At 32.7% G+C, this 20,523-nt stretch carries 20 protein-coding genes; 2 read left to right on the top strand and 18 right to left on the bottom strand.

What is annotated here, in order from left to right:
• The first annotated feature begins 77 nt into the window (after positions 1–77).
• Positions 78–578: a PAS domain-containing protein gene (locus tag NLG42_RS04170; RefSeq protein WP_089058031.1), complete on the top strand. Its 501-nt coding sequence runs from the start codon at positions 78–80 to the stop codon at positions 576–578.
• 166 nt (positions 579–744) lie between these two features.
• On the opposite strand, the gene NLG42_RS04165 is transcribed toward NLG42_RS04170, so the two are convergent.
• From NLG42_RS04165 to NLG42_RS04115, 11 genes are all read right to left on the bottom strand, one after another.
• Complete coding sequence (locus NLG42_RS04165; protein ID WP_089058032.1) at positions 745–2,349, bottom strand: fumarate hydratase; 1,605 nt, start codon at positions 2,347–2,349, stop codon at positions 745–747.
• 71 nt (positions 2,350–2,420) lie between these two features.
• A complete protein-coding gene (locus NLG42_RS04160; RefSeq protein WP_257683077.1) occupies positions 2,421–3,149 on the bottom strand; it encodes a hypothetical protein in 729 nt (242 codons plus the stop codon).
• A 150-nt stretch (positions 3,150–3,299) separates the two neighbouring features.
• Positions 3,300–3,761 (bottom strand): IS200/IS605 family transposase, encoded by a 462-nt coding sequence (gene tnpA / locus NLG42_RS04155; protein ID WP_089058034.1) that lies wholly within the window; start codon positions 3,759–3,761, stop codon positions 3,300–3,302.
• A 285-nt stretch (positions 3,762–4,046) separates the two neighbouring features.
• On the bottom strand, positions 4,047–5,486 hold the full coding sequence (locus NLG42_RS04150) for a nucleoside recognition domain-containing protein (RefSeq protein ID WP_257683076.1): 1,440 nt from the start codon (positions 5,484–5,486) through the stop codon (positions 4,047–4,049).
• A 112-nt stretch (positions 5,487–5,598) separates the two neighbouring features.
• On the bottom strand, positions 5,599–6,672 hold the full coding sequence (locus NLG42_RS04145; RefSeq protein ID WP_257683075.1) for a winged helix DNA-binding domain-containing protein: 1,074 nt from the start codon (positions 6,670–6,672) through the stop codon (positions 5,599–5,601).
• A gap of 57 nt (positions 6,673–6,729) precedes the next feature.
• A complete protein-coding gene (locus tag NLG42_RS04140; RefSeq protein ID WP_089058037.1) occupies positions 6,730–7,443 on the bottom strand; it encodes a 3'-5' exonuclease in 714 nt (237 codons plus the stop codon).
• Positions 7,444–7,599: 156 nt separating this feature from the next.
• Positions 7,600–8,076 (bottom strand): methylated-DNA--[protein]-cysteine S-methyltransferase, encoded by a 477-nt coding sequence (locus NLG42_RS04135; RefSeq protein ID WP_257683074.1) that lies wholly within the window; start codon positions 8,074–8,076, stop codon positions 7,600–7,602.
• 203 nt (positions 8,077–8,279) lie between these two features.
• Positions 8,280–9,095, bottom strand: coding sequence for an SDR family oxidoreductase (locus NLG42_RS04130; RefSeq protein ID WP_257683073.1), 816 nt, complete (start codon positions 9,093–9,095; stop codon positions 8,280–8,282).
• Between the two features lie 281 nt (positions 9,096–9,376).
• Complete coding sequence (locus tag NLG42_RS04125) at positions 9,377–11,773, bottom strand: M28 family peptidase (RefSeq protein WP_257683072.1); 2,397 nt, start codon at positions 11,771–11,773, stop codon at positions 9,377–9,379.
• 13 nt (positions 11,774–11,786) lie between these two features.
• Positions 11,787–12,134: a hypothetical protein gene (locus NLG42_RS04120; protein WP_089058040.1), complete on the bottom strand. Its 348-nt coding sequence runs from the start codon at positions 12,132–12,134 to the stop codon at positions 11,787–11,789.
• The gene (locus NLG42_RS04115) at positions 12,134–13,660 is read right to left on the bottom strand and encodes a carbon-nitrogen hydrolase family protein (protein WP_257683071.1); all 1,527 of its coding nucleotides are present in this window, start codon (positions 13,658–13,660) and stop codon (positions 12,134–12,136) included. The genes NLG42_RS04120 and NLG42_RS04115 overlap by 1 nt, the downstream gene beginning before the upstream one ends.
• Before the next feature lie 174 nt (positions 13,661–13,834).
• Between NLG42_RS04115 and NLG42_RS04110 the strand changes: the two genes are divergently transcribed.
• Entirely contained in the window at positions 13,835–14,167 is a 333-nt protein-coding gene (locus NLG42_RS04110; protein WP_089058042.1) for a single-stranded DNA-binding protein, read from the top strand.
• A gap of 67 nt (positions 14,168–14,234) precedes the next feature.
• Here the strand turns inward: NLG42_RS04110 and NLG42_RS04105 are convergent, their stop codons facing one another.
• The 7 genes from NLG42_RS04105 to NLG42_RS04075 all read right to left on the bottom strand — a co-directional run bounded on the left by NLG42_RS04105 (position 14,235) and on the right by NLG42_RS04075 (position 20,434).
• Complete coding sequence (locus NLG42_RS04105) at positions 14,235–14,927, bottom strand: DUF2461 domain-containing protein (protein ID WP_257683070.1); 693 nt, start codon at positions 14,925–14,927, stop codon at positions 14,235–14,237.
• Positions 14,928–15,287: 360 nt separating this feature from the next.
• Complete coding sequence (locus NLG42_RS04100; protein ID WP_089058044.1) at positions 15,288–15,806, bottom strand: ferritin; 519 nt, start codon at positions 15,804–15,806, stop codon at positions 15,288–15,290.
• 94 nt (positions 15,807–15,900) lie between these two features.
• On the bottom strand, positions 15,901–17,373 hold the full coding sequence (locus tag NLG42_RS04095) for a hypothetical protein (RefSeq protein ID WP_257683069.1): 1,473 nt from the start codon (positions 17,371–17,373) through the stop codon (positions 15,901–15,903).
• A gap of 215 nt (positions 17,374–17,588) precedes the next feature.
• Positions 17,589–18,221 (bottom strand): chloramphenicol acetyltransferase, encoded by a 633-nt coding sequence (locus NLG42_RS04090; RefSeq protein WP_257683068.1) that lies wholly within the window; start codon positions 18,219–18,221, stop codon positions 17,589–17,591.
• The gene (locus NLG42_RS04085; protein ID WP_089058047.1) at positions 18,221–18,928 is read right to left on the bottom strand and encodes an HAD family hydrolase; all 708 of its coding nucleotides are present in this window, start codon (positions 18,926–18,928) and stop codon (positions 18,221–18,223) included. Before NLG42_RS04085 ends, NLG42_RS04090 begins: the two co-directional genes overlap by 1 nt.
• Positions 18,929–19,169: 241 nt before the next feature.
• Positions 19,170–20,054 carry a DMT family transporter gene (locus tag NLG42_RS04080; RefSeq protein ID WP_257683067.1) on the bottom strand — a complete coding sequence of 295 codons (885 nt, stop codon included), beginning with the start codon at positions 20,052–20,054 and terminating at the stop codon, positions 19,170–19,172.
• A gap of 104 nt (positions 20,055–20,158) precedes the next feature.
• Positions 20,159–20,434, bottom strand: coding sequence for a hypothetical protein (locus tag NLG42_RS04075; RefSeq protein ID WP_257683066.1), 276 nt, complete (start codon positions 20,432–20,434; stop codon positions 20,159–20,161).
• Positions 20,435–20,523: the final 89 nt, after the last annotated feature.

Here is a 20,523-nt window from a genome sequence, read left to right as displayed (position 1 = left end):
TGTTTTTGTTTCTTTATTTGTGATGAATTTTCTTCTTATATTTGAATTGAAATTTTGATAAAATCAAATATCTAAGCATGAAAACAAACTTATCTGAGGAAGCTTCGGATCGTAATTCAGTTCCTATTTTAGCATGGGATTTTCATTGTGAGTATTTTAGAGAACTGAAATTATTTCTTGCAGATTTAAAAAGAATGAATAAAATCTCCAATCAGTTCGTTTGGAATCAGGAAAACTTTGATATTGAAGAACGCATCACAAACGAAGTTGTTTTGGTTACAGATCTAAATTTGAAAATCATTTTCGCTTCAAATGGAATAAAAAAAATGACTGGTTATACAGAAGATGAGGTTTTAGGAAAAACACCAAAAATGTTTCAAGGACCAGCCACATCAAAAGTTGTTTTAAATGAAATAAGAGAAGCCATAAAACAGCAAGTTCCGTTCAATAAAACCCTTGAAAACTATAAAAAAGACGGAAAAGTATACAAGTGCAGCATTGATGCAATACCTGTTTATAATCTAAAAGGCAAAATTTCTCATTTTATAGCTTTCGAAAAAGAAGATAAAAGTGCTTAGTTATAGGCTCAAAGATCCAAAGTTGCAAAGGCTCAAAGTCACTAAAGAAAATCATAAAAGGGTACACACCTTTAAGTTATAGTAAAAAAGAAACCGCCAATTGGCGGTTCTTTTATTTAAAATCTTAGCAGCTCAGAACCATAGTTCCTTAGCATCTAAAAAAAAACTATAAATTTTCAAAGAAGTCATTTCCTTTATCATCAGTGATAATAAAAGCTGGGAAATCTTTAACGGTAATTTTTCTAACCGCTTCCATTCCTAATTCTTCAAAATCAACAACTTCAACTTTTAGGATATTATCTTGAGCCAAAATAGCTGCCGGTCCGCCGATAGAACCTAGATAGAATCCACCGTATTTATGACAAGCATCCGTAACCTGTTTAGTTCGGTTTCCCTTTGCAAGCATAATCATGCTTCCGCCATGTTTTTGGAATTCATCAACATAAACGTCCATACGTCCTGCCGTAGTTGGTCCAAAACTTCCTGAAGGCATTCCTTCTGGTGTTTTTGCTGGTCCAGCATAATAAACAGGGTGATTTTTAAAGTATTCCGGCATTGGTTTTCCTTCTTCAAGCATTTCTTTAATTTTAGCATGTGCAATATCACGCGCTACAATTACAGTTCCGTTTAACTTTAAACGTGTTTTGATAGGATATTGAGATAGTTTTGCAAGCATATCTGCCATTGGCTGATTCAAATCAATTTCAACCGGAGCTTCTAAATGTGGAGCTGTTTCTGGTAAAAATTGTTTTGGATTCACTTCTAATTGCTCAACAAAAATTCCGTCTTTCGTAATTTTTCCTTTGATATTTCTATCTGCAGAACAAGAAACTCCTAATCCAACTGGACAAGAAGCAGCGTGACGCGGTAAACGAATTACACGAACATCATGCGTGAAATATTTTCCTCCAAACTGAGCGCCAATAGCACTTTCCTGGCAAATTTGCTGTACACGTTCTTCCCATTCATGATCACGAAACGCTTGACCAGCCATATTTCCTGAAGTTGGTAAATGGTCATAATATCCAGCAGAAGCTTTTTTAACAGCACTTAAATTCGCTTCAGCAGAAGTTCCTCCAATAACCAAAGCTAAATGGTATGGCGGACAAGCTGAAGTTCCTAAATCTTTAATTTTTGCACGAATAAAAGCATCTAAAGATTTATCGTTTAATAAAGACTTAGTTTGTTGGTATAAATACGTTTTATTTGCCGAACCTCCGCCTTTAGCCATAAATAAGAACTCATAAGAAGCTCCTTTTTTAGCATAAATATCAATTTGAGCCGGAAGATTTGAACCTGAGTTCTTTTCTTCAAACATCGAAATTGGAACGATCTGCGAATAACGTAAATTACGTTTTTGATAGGTATTAAAAATTCCTTTACTTAACCACTCTGCATCATCAACACCAGTAAAAATGCTTTCACCTTTTTTTGCCATTACAATTGCAGTTCCGGTATCTTGGCAGCTTGGCAACTGTCCTTCGGCAGCAACCGAAGCATTTTGAAGCAAATTGTAAGCCACAAAACGATCATTATCTGTAGCTTCAGGATCGTCAAGGATTTTTCTTAATTTCTGTAAATGCGTCGTTCTAAGCATAAACGAAACATCAGTTAAAGCTTCTTCAGCCAATAACTCTAAACCTTTTGGGTCAACGGTAAGAACTTCACGTTCTCCAAATTGTTCCACTTTTACAAAATCAGAAGTGATTTTGCGGTATTGCGTATCATCCTTTAAAATAGGATAAGGATCTTGGTATATAAAATCAATCATTGCTTTGTTTTTTACAAAGTTAGAAATTATTTACCTAAGAAAGAATTTGAATAAGAGTTGTTTTTGGGTGTTTATTCTCGTTTGTGAAATTCATCAAAAGGTACTTTTTTCTCGAAATAAACCTTGTCTCTGACAGAAACTAATTCCTTTTTCCATTTATTTCCGTTTAATCGAAATGCAATTGAGTCAGAATGTGAAACGGTTCCCATATCATCATTGTCGTCTTCAGGGAAATAGGTTACCGTTTTACAATAAAAAGATTCAGGATTAGATTTTGCATTTGGATTATCAAACTCAACCCAGCTTCCCCAACCGCCATCGAGCATAGAATCCCATTCATGAACCAGTTGTAAGTCACTGTTTTTTAAATAAAACAAATAATTATTTTGACTATAACTGCAGGCAGGATACCCAAAAGTAATTTGAACAAAAGGAGAATTTTTGGAAGCTGTCGAATTTAATCCATATCTTGCTCCCCATTCAGATCCTTTATCAACGCCTTTAATTGAAATTTGAGAATCGGTAACTTTAGTTTTGTTCACATAAAAATCAAGACGGTATTTTGCAGTTACAATGCTGTCTTTATCTGCCGTTTGATTTAGAAGATGCGCCAAAATAAAATTGCTTTTTGAGGTTTCTTCTCCCTCAGCAATTGAAATAGTATCTGTTTTTAGAAAATGTTCTTTTACAGAAGCTGTTTCAGTTTTAGGTTCTGCAGTTGTACTCGTAAGTTGATTTTCAGATTTTGGTTTTTGGCAGCTTATTAAAAGCAATAAAAATAAAAGAGCTTGTGGTTTCATTATTTTAAATCGATATTATTTTAAATGTTCCTTTTTTAGTAAAGTTATAGTTTCAATATATTTAAACCCATTCCAACAGAATAAGCCAAATGCTCAATTCATATTATAGAGCTGGACTTTAGTCCAGTTTACAATGATTTTAGATTCAAATTATATTAAGTTTTGAAAAACATGTTTTTGTTCAAATTTGACGTTGAATTTTTCCAAGAAAGAAAAGTATTCATCTTTAAAATTTTGTTTTTTATGGTGTTCTTCTTGATTTTTGATGTATTTATAAACAGCATCAATATGAGACTGACTATAGGAAAAAGCGCCATAGCCTTCCTGCCATTCAAATCTAGAAATTGTTAATTGATTATCATTAATGTATTTTGAAGATTTTCCTTTTACAATTTTCATTAATTCAGAGATAGAAACGGTTGGCTTTAAGCCGAAGAAACAATGAACATGATCTTCTGTTCCATTTACAATTATTGTTTTGCATCCAGTTTCATTGATTAGATTTCCAATAACACCTAATATTTTTGATTTACATTCAACGGTAATAAGCGCTTCTCTATATTTAACTGCAAAAACGGCCTGAATATAAACTTGATGAAAGGTGTTGGACATATCGCTGTAATAATTTTAATTGCTAAAATAATACAAAATACCTTACAAACTTATTGATTCAATCTCAAATTTATTTTAAACTGGACTGAAGTCCAGCTCTACAAAATAAATCATTCCTTCGGAATTAAAAAAACTGATTTAAGAACAAACAATATTGTAAGGCTGGACTTCAGTCCAGCTCTACAAAATAAATTGGTTTTTCAAAATCAAGAAAAGTGCGAGAGCACGAACAATATTGTAGGGCTGGACTTCAGTCCAGTTTAAACAAGATGTAGGATCAATTAGTTAAAAAAACCAAGTAGCCACAAAAATTGCCGTAATCACACAAATCAAATCAACCAAAAGCATTGTTCCTAAAGCGTAACGTGTGTTTTTGATATTTACAGACCCAAAATAAACAGCGATTACATAAAAAGTACTTTCGGCGCTGCATTGAAAAATACTGCTTAATCTGGCCGTCAATGAATCTGCTCCAAAAGTATTCATCGAATCAATCAAAAATCCTCGAGATCCCGCTGAGCTAAATGGACGAAGCATCGCTACAGGCAAAGCATTGGTAATTTCTTTACTCACACCCATATTCGAGAATATAAAGGCAATTCCATTACTTATAATTTCAAATAAACCACTGTTTCTAAATAAAGAAATAGCAACTAACATACCCAATACATAAGGAAAAATCGTAACACCAGTTTTTACACCGTTGTTTGCTCCAACTACAAATGTTTCAAAAACGGTTGTATTGGCATCCGTAAATTTTTTCTCGTGAATGAATGAAAAAATCAAAGTAAAAGCGATAATTGCAATCAATATCAAACCAGAAAGGTTAGAAGTAAAGTAGTTTTTTCCAATTAAATCTAAATGATTTACATACATCAGTAAACCAACAATTGCTGCTATTAATCCCATTAATACAATTAGAAGAGAAGCACTTTTAAAGTTGATTTTTTGTTTAATTCCCACAATTAAAAAGGCTGCAATTGTGCCAATAAAAGATGTAATGATACAAGGCAGCATAACATCCGCTGGATTTGTTGCATTAGCCGCTGCGCGATATCCAATAATTGAAGTCGCAATTAATGTTAACCCAGAAGCGTGAAGACACATAAACATAATTTGAGCATCGCTCGCCTTGTCTTTGTCGGGGTTTATTTCCTGTAAACTTTCCATAGCCTTAAGTCCAAATGGAGTTGCAGCCGAATCTAATCCTAAGAAATTAGCAGCAAAGTTTAAAGTCATATAAGATATAGAGGGATGATTTTTAGGAATACTCGGAAACACCTTTACAAATACAGGACTTAATACTTTAGCCAGTCTTCCAGAGGCTCCAGAAACAATTAAAAGCTCCATCAATCCACAGAAAAAGGCTAGATAAGCCATAAGAGGCAGAATTAAATCAAGTAAAGTAGTTTTACAAGTTGGAAGTAAACCATCAGATTTTTGAAGACCGCTGAAAATTTTTACTGTTTTGTTTTTATAAACATAAGTTGTGTCAGCATTAAGCGTATCACGATTGATAATCATCGTTTGATCTGGCGCTTTTTTAATACTGTCCTTGATAAAAGCAGGAAGTTGTTCAATGTATTTTTCTGAAACTAAAATCGGATCATCTTTCTTTCCATTTAAGACAGAATCAATAGTATAAGTATTGGCAGTAAATAAACTTACTACAATAAAGACAATCGAAGAAATAAAAATCACTAACCAGAATCTGCTTAATACCATAATGCTAATTTTTTTTGTAAATGTAATTATTTAGGGATAATATGCACAAAGATTTTATAATCGAAAGATGAAGTATCTCTCACAAGTAATAATCATTTAGTGAAATTTTGATTTATTCAATGATAATTTTGGTCTCGAGATAATTTTCAAAAGCTTTAATTTCTTTCAAAAGCAGTTCTTTTTTTGCGCTTTTGATTTCACTAAAAAACTGTGTTTCAATTTTTGCGTGATCTTTTTTGATCGTTCTTTTCCATGTTCCAATAACCTTTCCGTTTTCCATAATTATGGGTTTAAAAATACCGTTATTGGTAAAGGCTTTAGCTTGATGTTCTAATAAAATTGAAGCTTCACGAGTTTTATACGAAATGAGAATTTCATCAAAAGCTGGAAGAAAATGTACGCTTTCGCGGAAAATATTCTCATTAGAAACATCAGAACCAAACCAATAAGTTTGATTTTCAATTATAACCGAATTCAATTCTGATGCAATTGAATGAATCGCAAGTTTGCAGACTGTAGGTGAAAAACCAGACCACCACGAGAAATCTAGTAAAGTTGCCGGGCCATGACTTTCGAAATAACGTTTTGCTAATTTTGCTAAGCCTTCTTCTTTTGTAAGCTTAGTATTTGGTCGTTCAACACATTCTTCAAGAAGCGCGTATGTAATTTGCCTGCCATTCATTTTCCCATTACAAACCAAACCATCGAGTTCTGCATTCATCATTATTGCGGCACTTAGAAAATCTTCTTTCGAAGTTTTTTTAATGCCTAATTCCTGCATTATTTCATCTCGTGTCAAATGATTGTTTCTAGCCAATAATTTTTCAATCGAAGTATTAATCTGATCTAGTTTTTTAGAATCAAAACCATATTTCTTTGTGGCTGAAGCGGTGAATTTTTTTACTTGTGGTGCCGAAAGATCCAGCATCCAATAAATATCGTCTGCCGAAACAAAATGCCAGGTAGGTCTTAAAATATGGGTTCTGATAATCTTGCCAGAATCTAAAGCTTCTTCAATTTCCTTTTCAGATGCATCACATCGAGATCCCACAGCCCATTTTGCCATGGCATAATCTTGAGCTTGCATCGCACCTAAATATTGTACAATTTCTTGTGGAGAACATTTAGTTGTTTTGTAAAGTTTTTGAGAAACAAGACGATAATGAGAAATTTCCGAATGTGTCATTTTTAAAATATCAAAATTCTAATAAATTTAAACTTTGCACCTCTGAATCTTAAAAAATTAGACATGAATAATTTCATCGTCAATCAATAAATCTTCGCGACGCAGACGGAGAAAAATCTGTGCAACAGCAATAGTGTCTTTTTCACAATACGTTACAATTCGATCAATATCTTTTTCTACATAAAACACATGAGCAACTTGACTGCCGTCAATATCTCCTTTTGGCGATGGAACGCCTAGAATTTTAGTTAGTAATTTTAAAGATGTAAAATGTTTATAATCGCCAAACTTCCATAATTCTAAAGTATCTAAATGCGCAATTTCCCAAGGCTTTTTACCAAATAAGTTCAGTTTGTCTGGAATTGCAATTTGGTTGATAATCATTCGGCGAGCTAGAAACGGAATGTCAAATTCTTTTGCATTGTGTCCGCACAAAAGATGCTGTGGCTGGTTGAAATGATTGTTTAATAAATTATTAAAGTCTTTCAAGATTTTTTTCTCTTCTCCAAAAAAAGAAGTCACTCTAAAATTACGTATATCACCTTTAATTGTAAAATAACCGACAGATATACAGACGATTTTTCCAAATTCGGCCCAAATTCCGGCACGATCGTAAAATTCTTCTGGAGTAAAATCGTCTTTTCGCTGATATTGCGTTTTATGATCCCAAAGTAATTGCATTTCTGCATCAAGCGAATTGAAATTTTCTTCTTCTGGAACGGTTTCAATATCAAGAAAGAGAATGTTGTTGAGGTTTATTTTTTCAATCATAATTTTGTGGCGAATTACACTAATTTTTTATGAATATAAATGTAAACAATTTTGATTTTATTATAAGAAATATAGTATGATTTCGAGTAGTTTTATGAAACTGAATTTAAAATGTTTTTAATTCGTGTCAATTTGTAAAATATGTGGCAAAAAAACTTAAAACAAGCTTTGTTGTAAAGATGGGCTTTCGTGTTCAAGAAGCCATTTTTTACGAGATAATCCGCCTGCATAACCTGTTAAAGAACCATTTGTACCAATAACACGATGACAAGGAACTACAATCCAAAGCGGGTTCTTTCCATTTGCCGAAGCCACTGCGCGAATCGCTTTTATATCACCTAATTTTTTGGTTTGATCCATATAACTTACTGTTTTTCCATACGGAATTTCAAGTAATGATTTCCATACTTTTTGTTGAAACTCGGTGCCTTTTGGATTTAGTTTTAGATCAAAATCGGTTCTTTTCCCTTCAAAATATTCTTGGAGCTGCAAAACAGCTTCCTGCAAAACGTCTGGAATTGTTTTAGAAATCTCATTGCTGTCAATATCTGAAACTGAAATTACTGAAATACCATGTTCATCTCCAATAATTTTGGTGATTCCTAAAGGTGAATTAATGTAAACTGTTTCCATGATTTTTTTACTCCAAAGGTGCAAAGGTATATCGCAAAGTTCGCAAAGTTTTTTTTAACCATATAAGATTTTATGTAAGTAATTTAAGTTTTTGTTCGTTTTACTAAAGTTCGTAAAATTTACACTATTGTCACCCTGAGCGAAGTCGAAGGCTTATGAAAACAAAAGGACTTCGACTTCGCTCAGCCTGACATTCGTCGTCTTTAATAATTCTCCAGTTTAAATTGGTAGTTTAATTCGTTTTCAATTTTTTCGCTTGAAATAGTCTTTTTTATATCTGATTTTTCAGAACTGAATATTGGTAAAACTAAATTCAATTCTTTTGCTTTTTGAGTGTAATATTCTTTTCGCGAAGGGTGAAAAGGAGCCGCGGCATTAAAAACTTCATTCCATTTTGATTGTGTGATGATTGTTTCAATTATGCCAATGCAGTCATTTTGATGAATAAGATTTACCGGCGCATCTGCGTTTTTAAGATTTTCTTTTCCGGCTAAGAACTTTACAGGTTGTCGGTCAGCTCCAATTAATCCGCCGAAACGAAGTATTGTGGTTTCGAAGTTTTGATTTTTTTGAAGAATCTGCTCTGCCAAAAGCAATTGACGACCGCTTTCGGTTTCTGGATTTGGGTTTGTTTCTTCTGTAATTAAACTGTTTTCATCGCCATATACAGAAGTTGAGCTTACAAAAAGTACTTTTTTGATTGCTTTATTTTCTATAAAAGGAATTAGGTTTTCGATTTTTTTGACAAAAATTTTATCGGAAGATGCAGAGTTATTTTCTCTTAATTTGGGCGGAATATCAATAATTAAAATTTCACTTCCGTCTAGAAAATTGTTTATGCTTTCTAAGATTTCCTCACTTTCAACGGTAACTAAAAAAGGATTTATACCGGCATTTTCTAAAATAGAAAGCTTATGTTCGGAAGTTGTTGATCCTTTTACGGAATTTCCTGTTTCAATTAGTTTTTTAGCCAGAGGTAAACCCAGCCAGCCACAGCCTAATATACTTATTTTTGCCATTTTTATGTAAAGATTCAAAGTTGAAAAAGCTCAAAGTTAAAACTTATAAAAGACTTTTCATGACTGCCTTGCGATTGTTTTAGAATGTTTGCAAGAAGAACCAAAGATCGAGTATAGATAATTTCTAAAAAAAACAGGGCAGTACTTAATTTAAAAGTCTGCCCTGAGATTTAATTTTCGACTAAAGTTTTTAAACTTTAAAGTATAGGATTTTTATCACCTTGTGGCTTTTACTAAACAGCTCCTAAACGATTCCTTGAAATACTCGTCACCATAATAAACTATTGTTGTTTAATAACCGGTTTTAAACTGTCTTTTGCAATTATGGTAGAATCTTTCACAGCTGCTGCCGGCGGTAAAACTGGTGCAGGAGGAGGTGTATAACGTTTTATTTTTTGTTGTATTAAAACCGCATCATTTAAAACAAAAGGAGTCGGCATCATCCAATTGCTTCTTGGTTTGATTTTAAGTAATGGATTTGCTAACAAATCAAAAGAACTCTCAATTAAATCCATATCAAAAATAGACGATTTGTTAATGTAGAAATCTAAAACAAGAGGCTCATTGCCCACAACATAGTAACATAAAAGACGCATTCCTTCTCGTTCTAAACGATTTCCTTTTTCTCCAGAAGTTGAAACTCCATTTGCCTTAAAGTTGTAAAATGTCATTTTTGGGTTAGCATAAATATCGTAGCGGTTTACTTTTCGATTAGGAGTAATTTTAATTTTTAAATATCGATTATTACCCACAACGCTGTCTTTTATGAAAGAAATAGTTGGTTTTGGCACATCGACAACTGGAGCAATTGCGCTGTATGTAAAACCAGAGCTGTATTTACTGCTTAAAGGAAGATTATTTAATCCTGGAGCTTTTTGGTTTTTTTCTCCTAGATAAGCTTTTGTCCAATCATCTAAATTTACATCGTAAGTAGCCCACATAGCAGAATTTGAGTTTGCATTGTATATGTATAACAAACTGTTTGATTTTGCTTTTCCTGGTTCATATCCTGAATGATAGCCTGCGTAAACGAAAAACCCGATCGAGCAGACAAAGAAAACGATAAGCCAAATACCTTTTTTTAGGAAAGAGTTAAAAACAGGAAGCAATAATCCGAAAAGAAGAACGGTTAGAACTGCGCTTCCAAAAAGTATTTTTAAGCCCAAACCAATTGGGAACATCACAATAAATGGCGCTACAATTGCCAATGCAGGAATACTAAAAATCAAGTTTAAACCTAATCCTGAATATTGAGTAAAAACGTAGATTGCGAATAACAATATTCCAAAATAAACAGGAATAATTAAAAATCCTGCACCAGTTAAGCTGTTTGCTAAAAAGGCATTTATAATAATCCAAAGCAATAAAGGAGCAGCAAAATGATTCATAGTTGCTTTTGCATCTGAAAAATGATGATAAAAGGCGAAACAGATAGCAATGCTAAGCGTTACAAATGCTCCAATATAAGCATGACCATTATAAGTGAATCCGTTTAGTAAATCAGAATATTGCGGATAGATTTCTAAGATAATTTTCCAACCTAAAAAAGTAACTAATCCAGCCGTAATTATAGATCCTAAAAGCGGAACAAACCCTTTGAATATTTCTCTAAAAGTAATTATACGTTTTGCTTTTCCAATGAAAATAAGAATAATCAATAAACCTAAAGCAATTAGAGTCATTGGAGCAACCCATGAAAATGGATAGCTTATAAACGAAAAAGGAACATTGAAATAGACATTATCCTCTGATGAAGAAGTTTTGTTTAAATCTGTGTTTGAAAAGTATTTTAGCAAAGGCATTAAATAAGAGCCTTGATGTGCAAGTGTTGTTTTGCTTAAATGGTGAATATCATCTTGCTGCGTATGATAATTGTAATGCCCGTCGATAAAAGCAAAGTTGAATCCTTGAATATTTCCCTGCTCTCTAAAAACAGTTAAATCAGTATCATTTGGCAGCATTTTATAGATGCTGTACATTAACGAGTTAGAAACAGGATAAGCAGTTTTTGCTTTCGAAAATTCTTCAACAAGCGTTTGATTGCCTTTGTTTGTTTCCATTAACATATAACTTGGTCCTGAAGTTCCTCTAGCTTCAAAGTTTAAAACTAGACCAACATCTTTGGCCCAAGGATGTTTGTTTACAAAAAGTGCGGCACCATTTAAACCTAATTCTTCTGCATCTGAAAAAAGAATAATAATGTCATTTTTTTGAGGCTGTTTAGAGTATAAAAAAGCACGAATTCCTTCTAGAATTGTAGCTACGCCCGATGCATCATCACTTGCTCCTTTTGAAAAAGAGTGCGGAGCACTGTCGTAATGCGATAAAAGTAAAAGTGCTTTAGTATTATTTGTACCCTTAATACGGGCTAAAATGTTTTTTGATTTTACTAAAAGACCTTTGTCGTTTAGTGTAAAACCTTCTTGAACACTCGTTTCTAAACCAATTCGATTAAGTTCAAGCTTAAGATAGTTTGCTACTAATTCATGATTTGTTGACCCAACATAATGTGGTTTTTGAGCGATAATCTGCACTTGATTGAAGGCTCTTTCAGTTGAAAAATCGGCAAGAGCTTCATCATTTTTTGACAGCCATTGCGGCATCATTGCGGCATAAATGATACCTAATATGGTTAAAATGCAGACTACTGCCAGAATTGAGGCTGGGTTTTTTTTCATGATGAGTATTAAACTAAATTTCTTTTTTAACAAGCATATAATAATCATTGTCCAAAGAGCGATATCCTTGGTCGTATAGGAAATAGTAGGTATTTCCTGTTTTGGTCAGCAAGATATTGGTAAAGAAATCAAAATCAAAACCTTTATTAATCATTTTGTCTTTTGTTGCTTTCGATTTTCCATCAGTATTTAGCTCAGACAAAATACGGTAATTTTTTCGTAATTTATTGTTTACATTACGCATATAATTGTTGCTGTCTTTATTTATTTTATTGTTGTAGGCGTTTCGGCAGCTGTCTGAGCAGAATTTTTTGTCTTCTCTGCCAAAGAGTTTTTCAGAACATTCGAGACACGTTTTCATTAATTTACTTTTTTAGTTTCGTACAAATCTGTTCTTCTGTCTTTTAGAATTCGTACGCTTCCATGTTCATGAAGCTCTTTAAGCAGGTTTAAATCAACATCTACAATCAATGTCATTTCAGTATTTGGCGTTGCTTCCGCTTTAATTCCATTACTAGGAAAAGCAAAATCTGAAGGCGTAAACACAGAAGCCTGTGCATATTGAATGTCCATATTATTTACCTTCGGAAGATTGCCAACGCAGCCTGCAATAGCAACATAACACTCATTTTCAATAGCACGCGCCTGCGAACAGTGTTTTACACGAGTGTATGCATTTTGAGTATCGGTCAAAAACGGAACAAATAAAATATTCATTCCTTCATCTGCTAATAGTCTAGAAAGTTCTGGGAATTCGACATCATAACAAATTAAAATACCAATTTTACCACAATCCGTATCATAGGTTTTAAATTCAGAACCGCCTTTCATTCCCCAATGTTGTACTTCATTTGGGGTGATATGAATTTTCGAATACATCTCTGAAGTACCATCTCTTTTACATAAAAAACCAACATTGTATAAATTACCATTTTCTAAGTGCGGCATGCTTCCAGTTATAATATTGATATTATATGAAATGGCAAATTCCTGAAAACGCTTTCGAATTGGATCTGAATGACGCGCTAGTTCTCTAATTGCTTCGGCTTCTGATAAATGATTAAAATCGGCCATTAAAGGCGCAATAAAAAGCTCTGGAAACAGTGCAAAATCACTTCCGTAACCCGAAACAACATCTATAAAAAATTCCGCCTGTTCAAAAAGAGCTTCAACATTGTTTAACTGGCGCATCTGCCATTGAATCAATCCTAGTCTGATAACACTTTTTTCGAGATTTATAAGTCTCGGACTTTCATCATAGTAAACATTATTCCATTCTAATAAAACAGCAAATTCTTTTGATTCTTCGTCGCCTTCTAAATAATTTTTGATGATTCTCAATACATGAAAGTCATTGCTGAGCTGAAAAGAAAGTACAGGATCATGCAGTTCTTTATCTTTAACTTTTTCGATATAGTTTTTTGGAGATAATTTTTTGGCGTATTGATTGTAGTTTGGAATTCTACCGGCAAAAACAATGGCTTTTAAATTAAGCTGTTCACAAAGTTCCTTTCGAGCATCATAAAGACGTCGGCCCAAACGAAGACCTCGATAGTTGGGATGAATAAAAACATCAATTCCATACAAAATTTCTCCATTAGGATTGTGAGTTGAAAACGTATAATCGCCAATTATTTGTTTGTAGTTGTGTCTTTTATCCACTAGTTTTTCATCAACAATAAGCGATAATGCCGATCCAACAACTACGCCATCGACAAGGATGACTAATTGTCCTTCGGGAAATATCGAAAGTAAATTTTTGATATCACTAGATCTCCAATACGAATTGGCCATTTCAGGATACGCTTCAACCATTGAGTTTTTCAATTGTTTGTAATCTTCAAGAGCTAAATTTCGTAGTTCTACTTTTTTGATTTCTGCTTGCATATCGTAGGATTTATCTCAAATATACAAAAAGATTTCCACTTACAAACGTTTACAAATATTTACAACCGAAAGTAATTAGTTTACAACCGAATATTTTTTGCAGTCGATCGCATCTTTGCCTTGTTGAATTTGATCAACGAATTCTTTACATGAACATTTAAAAAAGTAAAAGCCATGAATGCAATGAGAAACAGAGTACAATTAATTGGTAACGTAGGAAATGATCCAGAAATTAAAACGTTAGAAACAGGTAAAAAAGTAGCACATTTAACGATCGCTACAAATGAAACCTACAAAAATGAGCAAGGTGATAAAGTAGAAAAAACAGAATGGCATCGAGTAACAGCATGGGGAAAAACTGCCGAAATCATTGAAAAGTTTGTTGTAAAAGGAAAAGAGGTTGCTGTCGAAGGCAAATTAACTCACAGAAGTTATGACGATAAAAACGGAGAGAAAAGATATGTTACTGAAGTTATCGTAAATGAAATTTTACTGCTTAGCAAATAATCTTTTAAGCAACAGAATAAAATTAAACCTAACATGTTTTTAAAACGTGTTAGGTTTTTTTATGAAATTATAGAATCGAAGCACCATTTGTATCAGTTGTTAATACTTCGCTCATATAATCTAAAAAAGGTCTCATGTTCTTGAAAGTTTGTAAAGCTTGTTCTAAAAACTGAGGGCTCAAAACTTCATCATCTGTAAAGCGTTTAAGAACTAAAAACTGTTTGTAACGCAGTAAATCAATAGCTTCATGGGTTGTGTCAAAACCTTTTGGTGCTGTTTTAAGCTGTTCGCCTTGTAAAGTTCCAAAGGTAGAAACAAAGGATTTGGATTTCAATATCGTTCTAAACGATTCTGAGTCGTGTCCAAATTCACTTCTTATGCGTTTTAAATCTGCTGTATTGGGGCCCCAAAATCCTCCGCCTACAAAAGTATTTCCTTTCTCGATATGAAAATAATAACCGCCACGTCTTTCATTTGTTGCTCGTGTAAAACTGCCTCCCCAAAAGGTTTTAAAAGGAGTTTTGTCTTTAGAAAAACGAATATCACGATAAATTCTGTACACGCTTTTTTTGCCAGAAGCCGTTTCTATAAGATCAGTTTTAGAAAGTTCCTGTAATAACGCGCCTGCAAAAGTTTCAATATGATTTAATTCTTTTAAGTATTCTGGTTTATGTGCATCGAACCAAGGTTTGTTGTTGTTTTCTTTAAGGTGAGACAAAAAATCAAGGCTGGATTTTGGTATAGTTATGTGATTTTCCATATTTAATTTCGAAAGCGTTTTTAAAATCAGATTATGAATTTACTTTAAAATTAAAAACCCACCAAATCTATTGGTGGGTTTTCTATATATCGTTAAGCAGTTTTTTTGAATAAATCAAACATCGGACAACGTGAACAACGTTTCTTTTCACTTTTTTTGTATTTCTCACAACAAGAAGATTTACAGTTTTCTAACTTCTTAATGTTCTCAAGGATAGCTTTATTCTTCTTTTTCTTTTTATCCTTTTTTTTGTCCTTGTCTTTTTCTTTCTTGCCCAATTTTCCTCTGTATTATAAAAACAGAGACAAATATATAGCAAAAAAGTTATTTTTAAGTATTCTAAATAAACTTTAACTTTTTTTATTTTGGATTGATTGCGATTGAGCTCGAAACTGTTAATTGCTGAATATCACGGTCAAACAAGTAAAGTCCGCCTTTATCGTCTCCAATTAAGTTTATTTTATCTAAAATTGATTTAGCAGTTGCTTCTTCTTCGATTTGTTCAGAAACATACCATTGTAAGAAATTATGTGTTGCATAATCTTTTTCTTCAAAAGTGATGTGTACTAACTCATTGATAGATTTAGAAACAAAAAGTTCATGATTATAAAGCTCCTCAAACATTTCTTTAAAAGTAGAATAGCTTGTTTTTGGTGCTTTTAGATCTGTAATATTAGCGTGTCCTCCGCGTTCGTTTACATATTTTACTAATTTTAGCATATGTGCACGCTCTTCATCTGATTGTGTGTACATAAATTGAGCGATTCCCTCTAATCCATGTACTTCAGCCCAGCAAGCCATAGAAAGATAAGTTTGCGAAGATTCTGCTTCTATGCGAATTTGCTTGTTTAAAGCCGTTTCAATATTTTTTGATAGCATAATGATGTCTTTTTTGTAAAGTTAGAAAAAATAATTCATTCCATTTTTTCGAAACCGAGAAAACATGGTGCATTTGGATTAATTTACACTAAAATTAAGGCTTATTTACAGGGAAATTTTTCGAAAAAACGGCTTTATTACTAATAGGATTTCCGGAGTCTTCACGCATAAAACCATCGGTAAATTTACGAATTACATATTGTTTTGTTCCCAGGTCATAATAACCTAAAAGCGAATAGTCTTTTAGTTTAATGATGTTCTCTAGAATAATGTTTTTACTTCTGCCTAAAAAATAAAATATATTATCAATAGCCAAAGGCTCAGTTTGTTGATTGTTTATAAACTCATAATTAGGATTCAGCATCGAATCAAAGTAAACCATTCGGCTTTGTGTATAAGCGGGATAATTACTGTAATCTTCAAATCCAAAGAAAGAATCATTTTCACTGTAATTAAAACGCGGCGTAGGCGAGACTTGATATTCGATATATCCGCCAAAGGTGATAAAACTATTTTCTTTGTTTTTAAAAACCGTAACTCCAGAATTTAAAGCAGATAATTGTTTTAGAAATTTGGCTGTAGTAGTAATTTCCTGTGGCTTGTATCCGTTATTTTGAATAAACAGCGGAGAGTTCTTAAAGCTTATAGTATCCTTTTTTGAAATAGAAACTGTTTTAACAGATTTGCCAGTAGACAAGTCTTTTACATCAAATAAAAATTCGTCGTTATTGCTGCTGATTTGAAATAACTTGTTGTCGTTATAAAACGAATTTGAAGTTTTAGAAGGCTTTTTAGATAAAGGCTGATCGTAGTTTTTCTCGGTTACTTCTTGAGTTGCCAGATTAAGATCTAAAACTTGTGTTTTTTTGGTATTATAATCTAAAGTTAGAAGAATGTGGTCATCTAAAACATACATTTTGTTTTTGCTTACACTTTTGTCCAGTGGATTAAAGTTATTATATTCCATTTTTTCTATTGGAAAATATTGCAGAATTGTACTGAAAGAAAAGCGCTGGTCATTTTTATTTTGAAATAAAATTCCTGAAAAATCAAACATTTTTATTTCGCATTTTCCATTTTTAAATTCAAAAAGAAGTAAATGCGGTTCTTTTATTTCTTTTGCTAAAACATAAAACGAATTGTCTTTTTGAAAATGATTTATGACATAAGAATTGTAAGAACCAAAATCAAAAGTTAAAGTTTTAGAAGTTTTTGTATCAAAGTAATACTTAATAATTCTTAAGTTTTTATAATCGGGAGAACTCCAATACAGCGATGGATTTCCATCTTCACTTAAACTGCTGCCCAGCAAAATTCTATTTTGAGCACTTTTTATCGAATCAGTAAACTGACCTCTTAGAAATAGAGATTTATTGTATTTTAAAATATTGATATTACTATTGTCTGAGGCAAATACATATATCTCATTAGTTTTTACATCCTCTATATTTAAGCTCTGACCATTTTCTAGCGGATTACTTAGATTTAAAGGAAAACTATTTAATACTGTTTGACTTAGCAGTATCGAGTTAGGGAGTAAAACAAGGAAAAGGAATATTTTTTTCATGAGTATTTTGAGACAAAAATCATTCCAAATTTAATGAAATAAATTTTCTATTCCGAAACGAAAATGATCTTTCATAATTGTACTTTCTCTTTGGAAGAAGATAAAAAAAAGCCCTAAAAAGATCTTTTAGGGCTTTTAAATTTATTTGGAGTTTTTTTATCGCATTTTGTTTGTTCGTTTTAAAAGCAGCAGAACAAAATAAGCTTGAAGAAAAACTATCTTTTATTTATTTCCTCTTCAAAGCGATCTATAAATTGTCCTACATGTAAACCATCCATTAAGGCATGGTGAACGTGTACAGACATTGAGATTGTTCGTTTTCCAGTTTCAGAAGTTATCATTTTTCCAAAAGAAATCTTTGGACAGCTGTCTGGAAATGTGTAACTTCTGGCATGCGAAATTGATGTGAAATTGATCCACGGAATAGCCGAGAAATGAATCAAATTGTCATCATCAAATGATCTTGTAAAAAGACCCGTTGTGTTTTGAATGCGCTCAATTTCGGCCAAGGCATTTTCTTTGAACAAATTAAAATCTGGATTGAATTCAATTAATGAAAATCCGAACGTGCCGTCTTCTCTTCCAATTGTTGCCGACGCATCGATATGATCATTGATGTAAATTTTATCATCGGCAATTCTATATTTAAAATTTTCTACTGAATTTACGGCAACTAATGTTTTGTGTAAATAGTAAATAAAAAAAGAAACATTTAATTCTTTTGCGGTTTGATACGCTTTTGTACAATCAATTTCTACGGTTACACCAAAAAAAGGTTCTTCCATTTGCTTAAAGTGTGCAAAATGCTCTTTTCTGTTCCAGTTTTCTAGATCTAAAAGTGTTTTCATTATAGTAAGTTCTGAAGTACTTCAGTTATGTTTTCGAATGAACTAAAATGTTCATGTTCTATTTTATGATTAATTTTTTCGTGTTCCCAAGTAGTATGAAACGGTATATGAACGGCATATCCTCCAATTTCTAAAACAGGCAGAACATCTGATTTTAATGAATTTCCAATCATTAGAAATTCATGCGATTTAATGTCTAAACGGCCAAGTAGTTTTTGGTAATCAATATTTTGTTTGTCTGACATTACTTCGATATGGTGAAAATAATGACCCAAACCAGAACGATGCAGTTTACTGTGCTGATCTTTAAGATCGCCTTTTGTCGCAACAACCAGTTTGTATTTTCCATGAAGCGCTTGCAAAGTTTCTTCAACTCCGTCTAAAAGTTCTATTGGTTTTTCAAGTAATTCTTTTCCATATTGAATGATCTTTTCGATAACTTCAATCGGAATTGTATTGTTTGAAATGTTCATCGCAGCTTCAATCATCGAAAGAATGTAACCTTTGATTCCGTATCCGTACAAAGGCAGATTCTCTATTTCAATTTTAAACAACTCTTGCGAAATACCTTGATGCGAAAGATAATCTTCCATCAAAGCACAAAATTTATGTTCTGTTTCTTGAAAATAAGGTTCGTTTACAAATAAAGTATCATCGGCATCAAATGCGATTACTTTTAAGTTTGGTATTTTGTTTTTATGTAACATAATGTTTTTTGTTTCAGGTTTTTAATTGTTTCAAGTTTCAGTTTTTTTTGCCACGACCCGAGCGATAGCGAACAGGCGAAGCAATTACACTAATTTTTTTCGCCACTCCCGATAGCCATCGGGATATTAAGATTAAAAAAAATATCTGCTCAATCTGCCAAATCTGCGGGAGAACTTTTTTAAAAATTAATTAATAATCTGTGTTGATTCTTTAAATCTGTGGAAATCTGTGAGCTGTTCTTTACTTAGAAAAAAACTTTTTTAAAGAAATCGTTTTGTCGTAAAACGTAATTCTAATTCCGAAAAGTAGAATAATACCGCCAAAAACCATTTGTAAAGTTATTTTTTCTTCTAAAAACAACCAAGCTAAAATGGATGTTATTACAGCCTGACTTAATAAACTCAACGATACTCTTGTTGCACGCATATGTTGTGTCGCATAACTAATCGAAAGCCACGCACACAATTGACAAATTACCGCTTGAAGTACTAATACAAACCAACCGGTATTTGAAAATCCTGTAAAAGGTTCGTTTAAAGAAAAACAAAGAATTCCTAAATAAATACTCGATGTAAATAAACTGATTGTCATAAAGGAAAGTACATCAACTTTTGATAATACATTTTTGCTAACCAAAAGATAAATTGAATATAAGATTCCTGATAAAACGGCAAATAGAAATGCCTGATTGAAATTAAGATCAATAAAAAACTCAAAACCAACCAAAGTTATCATTCCGAATAAAGAGACAATTGTTCCAATCCAGAAATTTGTTGCAGGTTTTGATTTTAAAAATAAAAAGGAACCAATTCCTACCCAAACTGGCGATAAGTTTGTAAGCAATGAAGCCTGTGTTGCACTCGAATCCTGAATGGCAATATTCCAAACCGCAACATCTGATGAAAATAAAATTCCGCAAAGCATTGCCAAAAGCGTAAGTTTTAAACTCGGAAGTTTAAAGTTTTTGCTTAAAAGCACATAAGGCAAAAGCAGAATAACAGCAAAAAACATTCGGTAAAAGGCCGAAATTAATCCTGATGTTAAACGTAATTTAACCAATATCGGGAAAATCGAGATGCAGAGTATACCGCAGATTAGGGCTAATCTTGGTTTGGTGAGTTTCATTTTGTGATTTTAATCGTGTATTATTTTTCAAAGATAGTTTACAAGCAAATACTTTTGAAACTAAAAAGCGTAAAATCAGTTTAGAGTTTACGCTTTTTGTGTTTTTATGCTTTAATCATTTTCTCGCAGGCTTTGTTAATTTCTTTATCAGAAAAAGACCCGAGTGTTTCAGCCAGTATTTTACTGGTTCTAATAGAGTTGATCATTCTGACTCTCAGATCTTGATCTTCACCCATTTTGGTTAACAGAATAGTCTCGAAAATTTCGGACAAATATTCTGGCTGCTCTCTAAAATCATCTACAAACCAAAGATCTGAGAAAAATTTTGCCATTGCTGTCATTACAGCTGCTTCTGTTGTTTTTTGATTTTCTTCTGTCATGATCGAAAATTTTTAACGCACGAAACCCTCATTTTAGGTGTGACAAAATATTCAAAAGAATAGATCAAGGGCAGTTTCCTACTCCAACA

This window comes from Flavobacterium plurextorum (genome assembly GCF_024638035.1).
Classification (GTDB): Bacteria; Bacteroidota; Bacteroidia; order Flavobacteriales; family Flavobacteriaceae; genus Flavobacterium; species Flavobacterium plurextorum.
The sequence above is the reverse complement of the archived record's forward strand: the minus strand, read 5'-3'. Positions and strand labels throughout refer to the sequence as shown.

Coding starts and splice junctions, on each gene's coding strand:
- NLG42_RS04170 (WP_089058031.1), top strand. CDS start 78: ATGAAAACAAACTTATCTGAGGAAGCTTCGGATCGTAATTCAGTTCCT.
- NLG42_RS04165 (WP_089058032.1), bottom strand. CDS start 2,349: ATGATTGATTTTATATACCAAGATCCTTATCCTATTTTAAAGGATGAT.
- NLG42_RS04160 (WP_257683077.1), bottom strand. CDS start 3,149: ATGAAACCACAAGCTCTTTTATTTTTATTGCTTTTAATAAGCTGCCAA.
- tnpA (WP_089058034.1), bottom strand. CDS start 3,761: ATGTCCAACACCTTTCATCAAGTTTATATTCAGGCCGTTTTTGCAGTT.
- NLG42_RS04150 (WP_257683076.1), bottom strand. CDS start 5,486: ATGGTATTAAGCAGATTCTGGTTAGTGATTTTTATTTCTTCGATTGTC.
- NLG42_RS04145 (WP_257683075.1), bottom strand. CDS start 6,672: ATGACACATTCGGAAATTTCTCATTATCGTCTTGTTTCTCAAAAACTT.
- NLG42_RS04140 (WP_089058037.1), bottom strand. CDS start 7,443: ATGATTGAAAAAATAAACCTCAACAACATTCTCTTTCTTGATATTGAA.
- NLG42_RS04135 (WP_257683074.1), bottom strand. CDS start 8,076: ATGGAAACAGTTTACATTAATTCACCTTTAGGAATCACCAAAATTATT.
- NLG42_RS04130 (WP_257683073.1), bottom strand. CDS start 9,095: ATGGCAAAAATAAGTATATTAGGCTGTGGCTGGCTGGGTTTACCTCTG.
- NLG42_RS04125 (WP_257683072.1), bottom strand. CDS start 11,773: ATGAAAAAAAACCCAGCCTCAATTCTGGCAGTAGTCTGCATTTTAACC.
- NLG42_RS04120 (WP_089058040.1), bottom strand. CDS start 12,134: ATGAAAACGTGTCTCGAATGTTCTGAAAAACTCTTTGGCAGAGAAGAC.
- NLG42_RS04115 (WP_257683071.1), bottom strand. CDS start 13,660: ATGCAAGCAGAAATCAAAAAAGTAGAACTACGAAATTTAGCTCTTGAA.
- NLG42_RS04110 (WP_089058042.1), top strand. CDS start 13,835: ATGAATGCAATGAGAAACAGAGTACAATTAATTGGTAACGTAGGAAAT.
- NLG42_RS04105 (WP_257683070.1), bottom strand. CDS start 14,927: ATGGAAAATCACATAACTATACCAAAATCCAGCCTTGATTTTTTGTCT.
- NLG42_RS04100 (WP_089058044.1), bottom strand. CDS start 15,806: ATGCTATCAAAAAATATTGAAACGGCTTTAAACAAGCAAATTCGCATA.
- NLG42_RS04095 (WP_257683069.1), bottom strand. CDS start 17,373: ATGAAAAAAATATTCCTTTTCCTTGTTTTACTCCCTAACTCGATACTG.
- NLG42_RS04090 (WP_257683068.1), bottom strand. CDS start 18,221: ATGAAAACACTTTTAGATCTAGAAAACTGGAACAGAAAAGAGCATTTT.
- NLG42_RS04085 (WP_089058047.1), bottom strand. CDS start 18,928: ATGTTACATAAAAACAAAATACCAAACTTAAAAGTAATCGCATTTGAT.
- NLG42_RS04080 (WP_257683067.1), bottom strand. CDS start 20,054: ATGAAACTCACCAAACCAAGATTAGCCCTAATCTGCGGTATACTCTGC.
- NLG42_RS04075 (WP_257683066.1), bottom strand. CDS start 20,434: ATGACAGAAGAAAATCAAAAAACAACAGAAGCAGCTGTAATGACAGCA.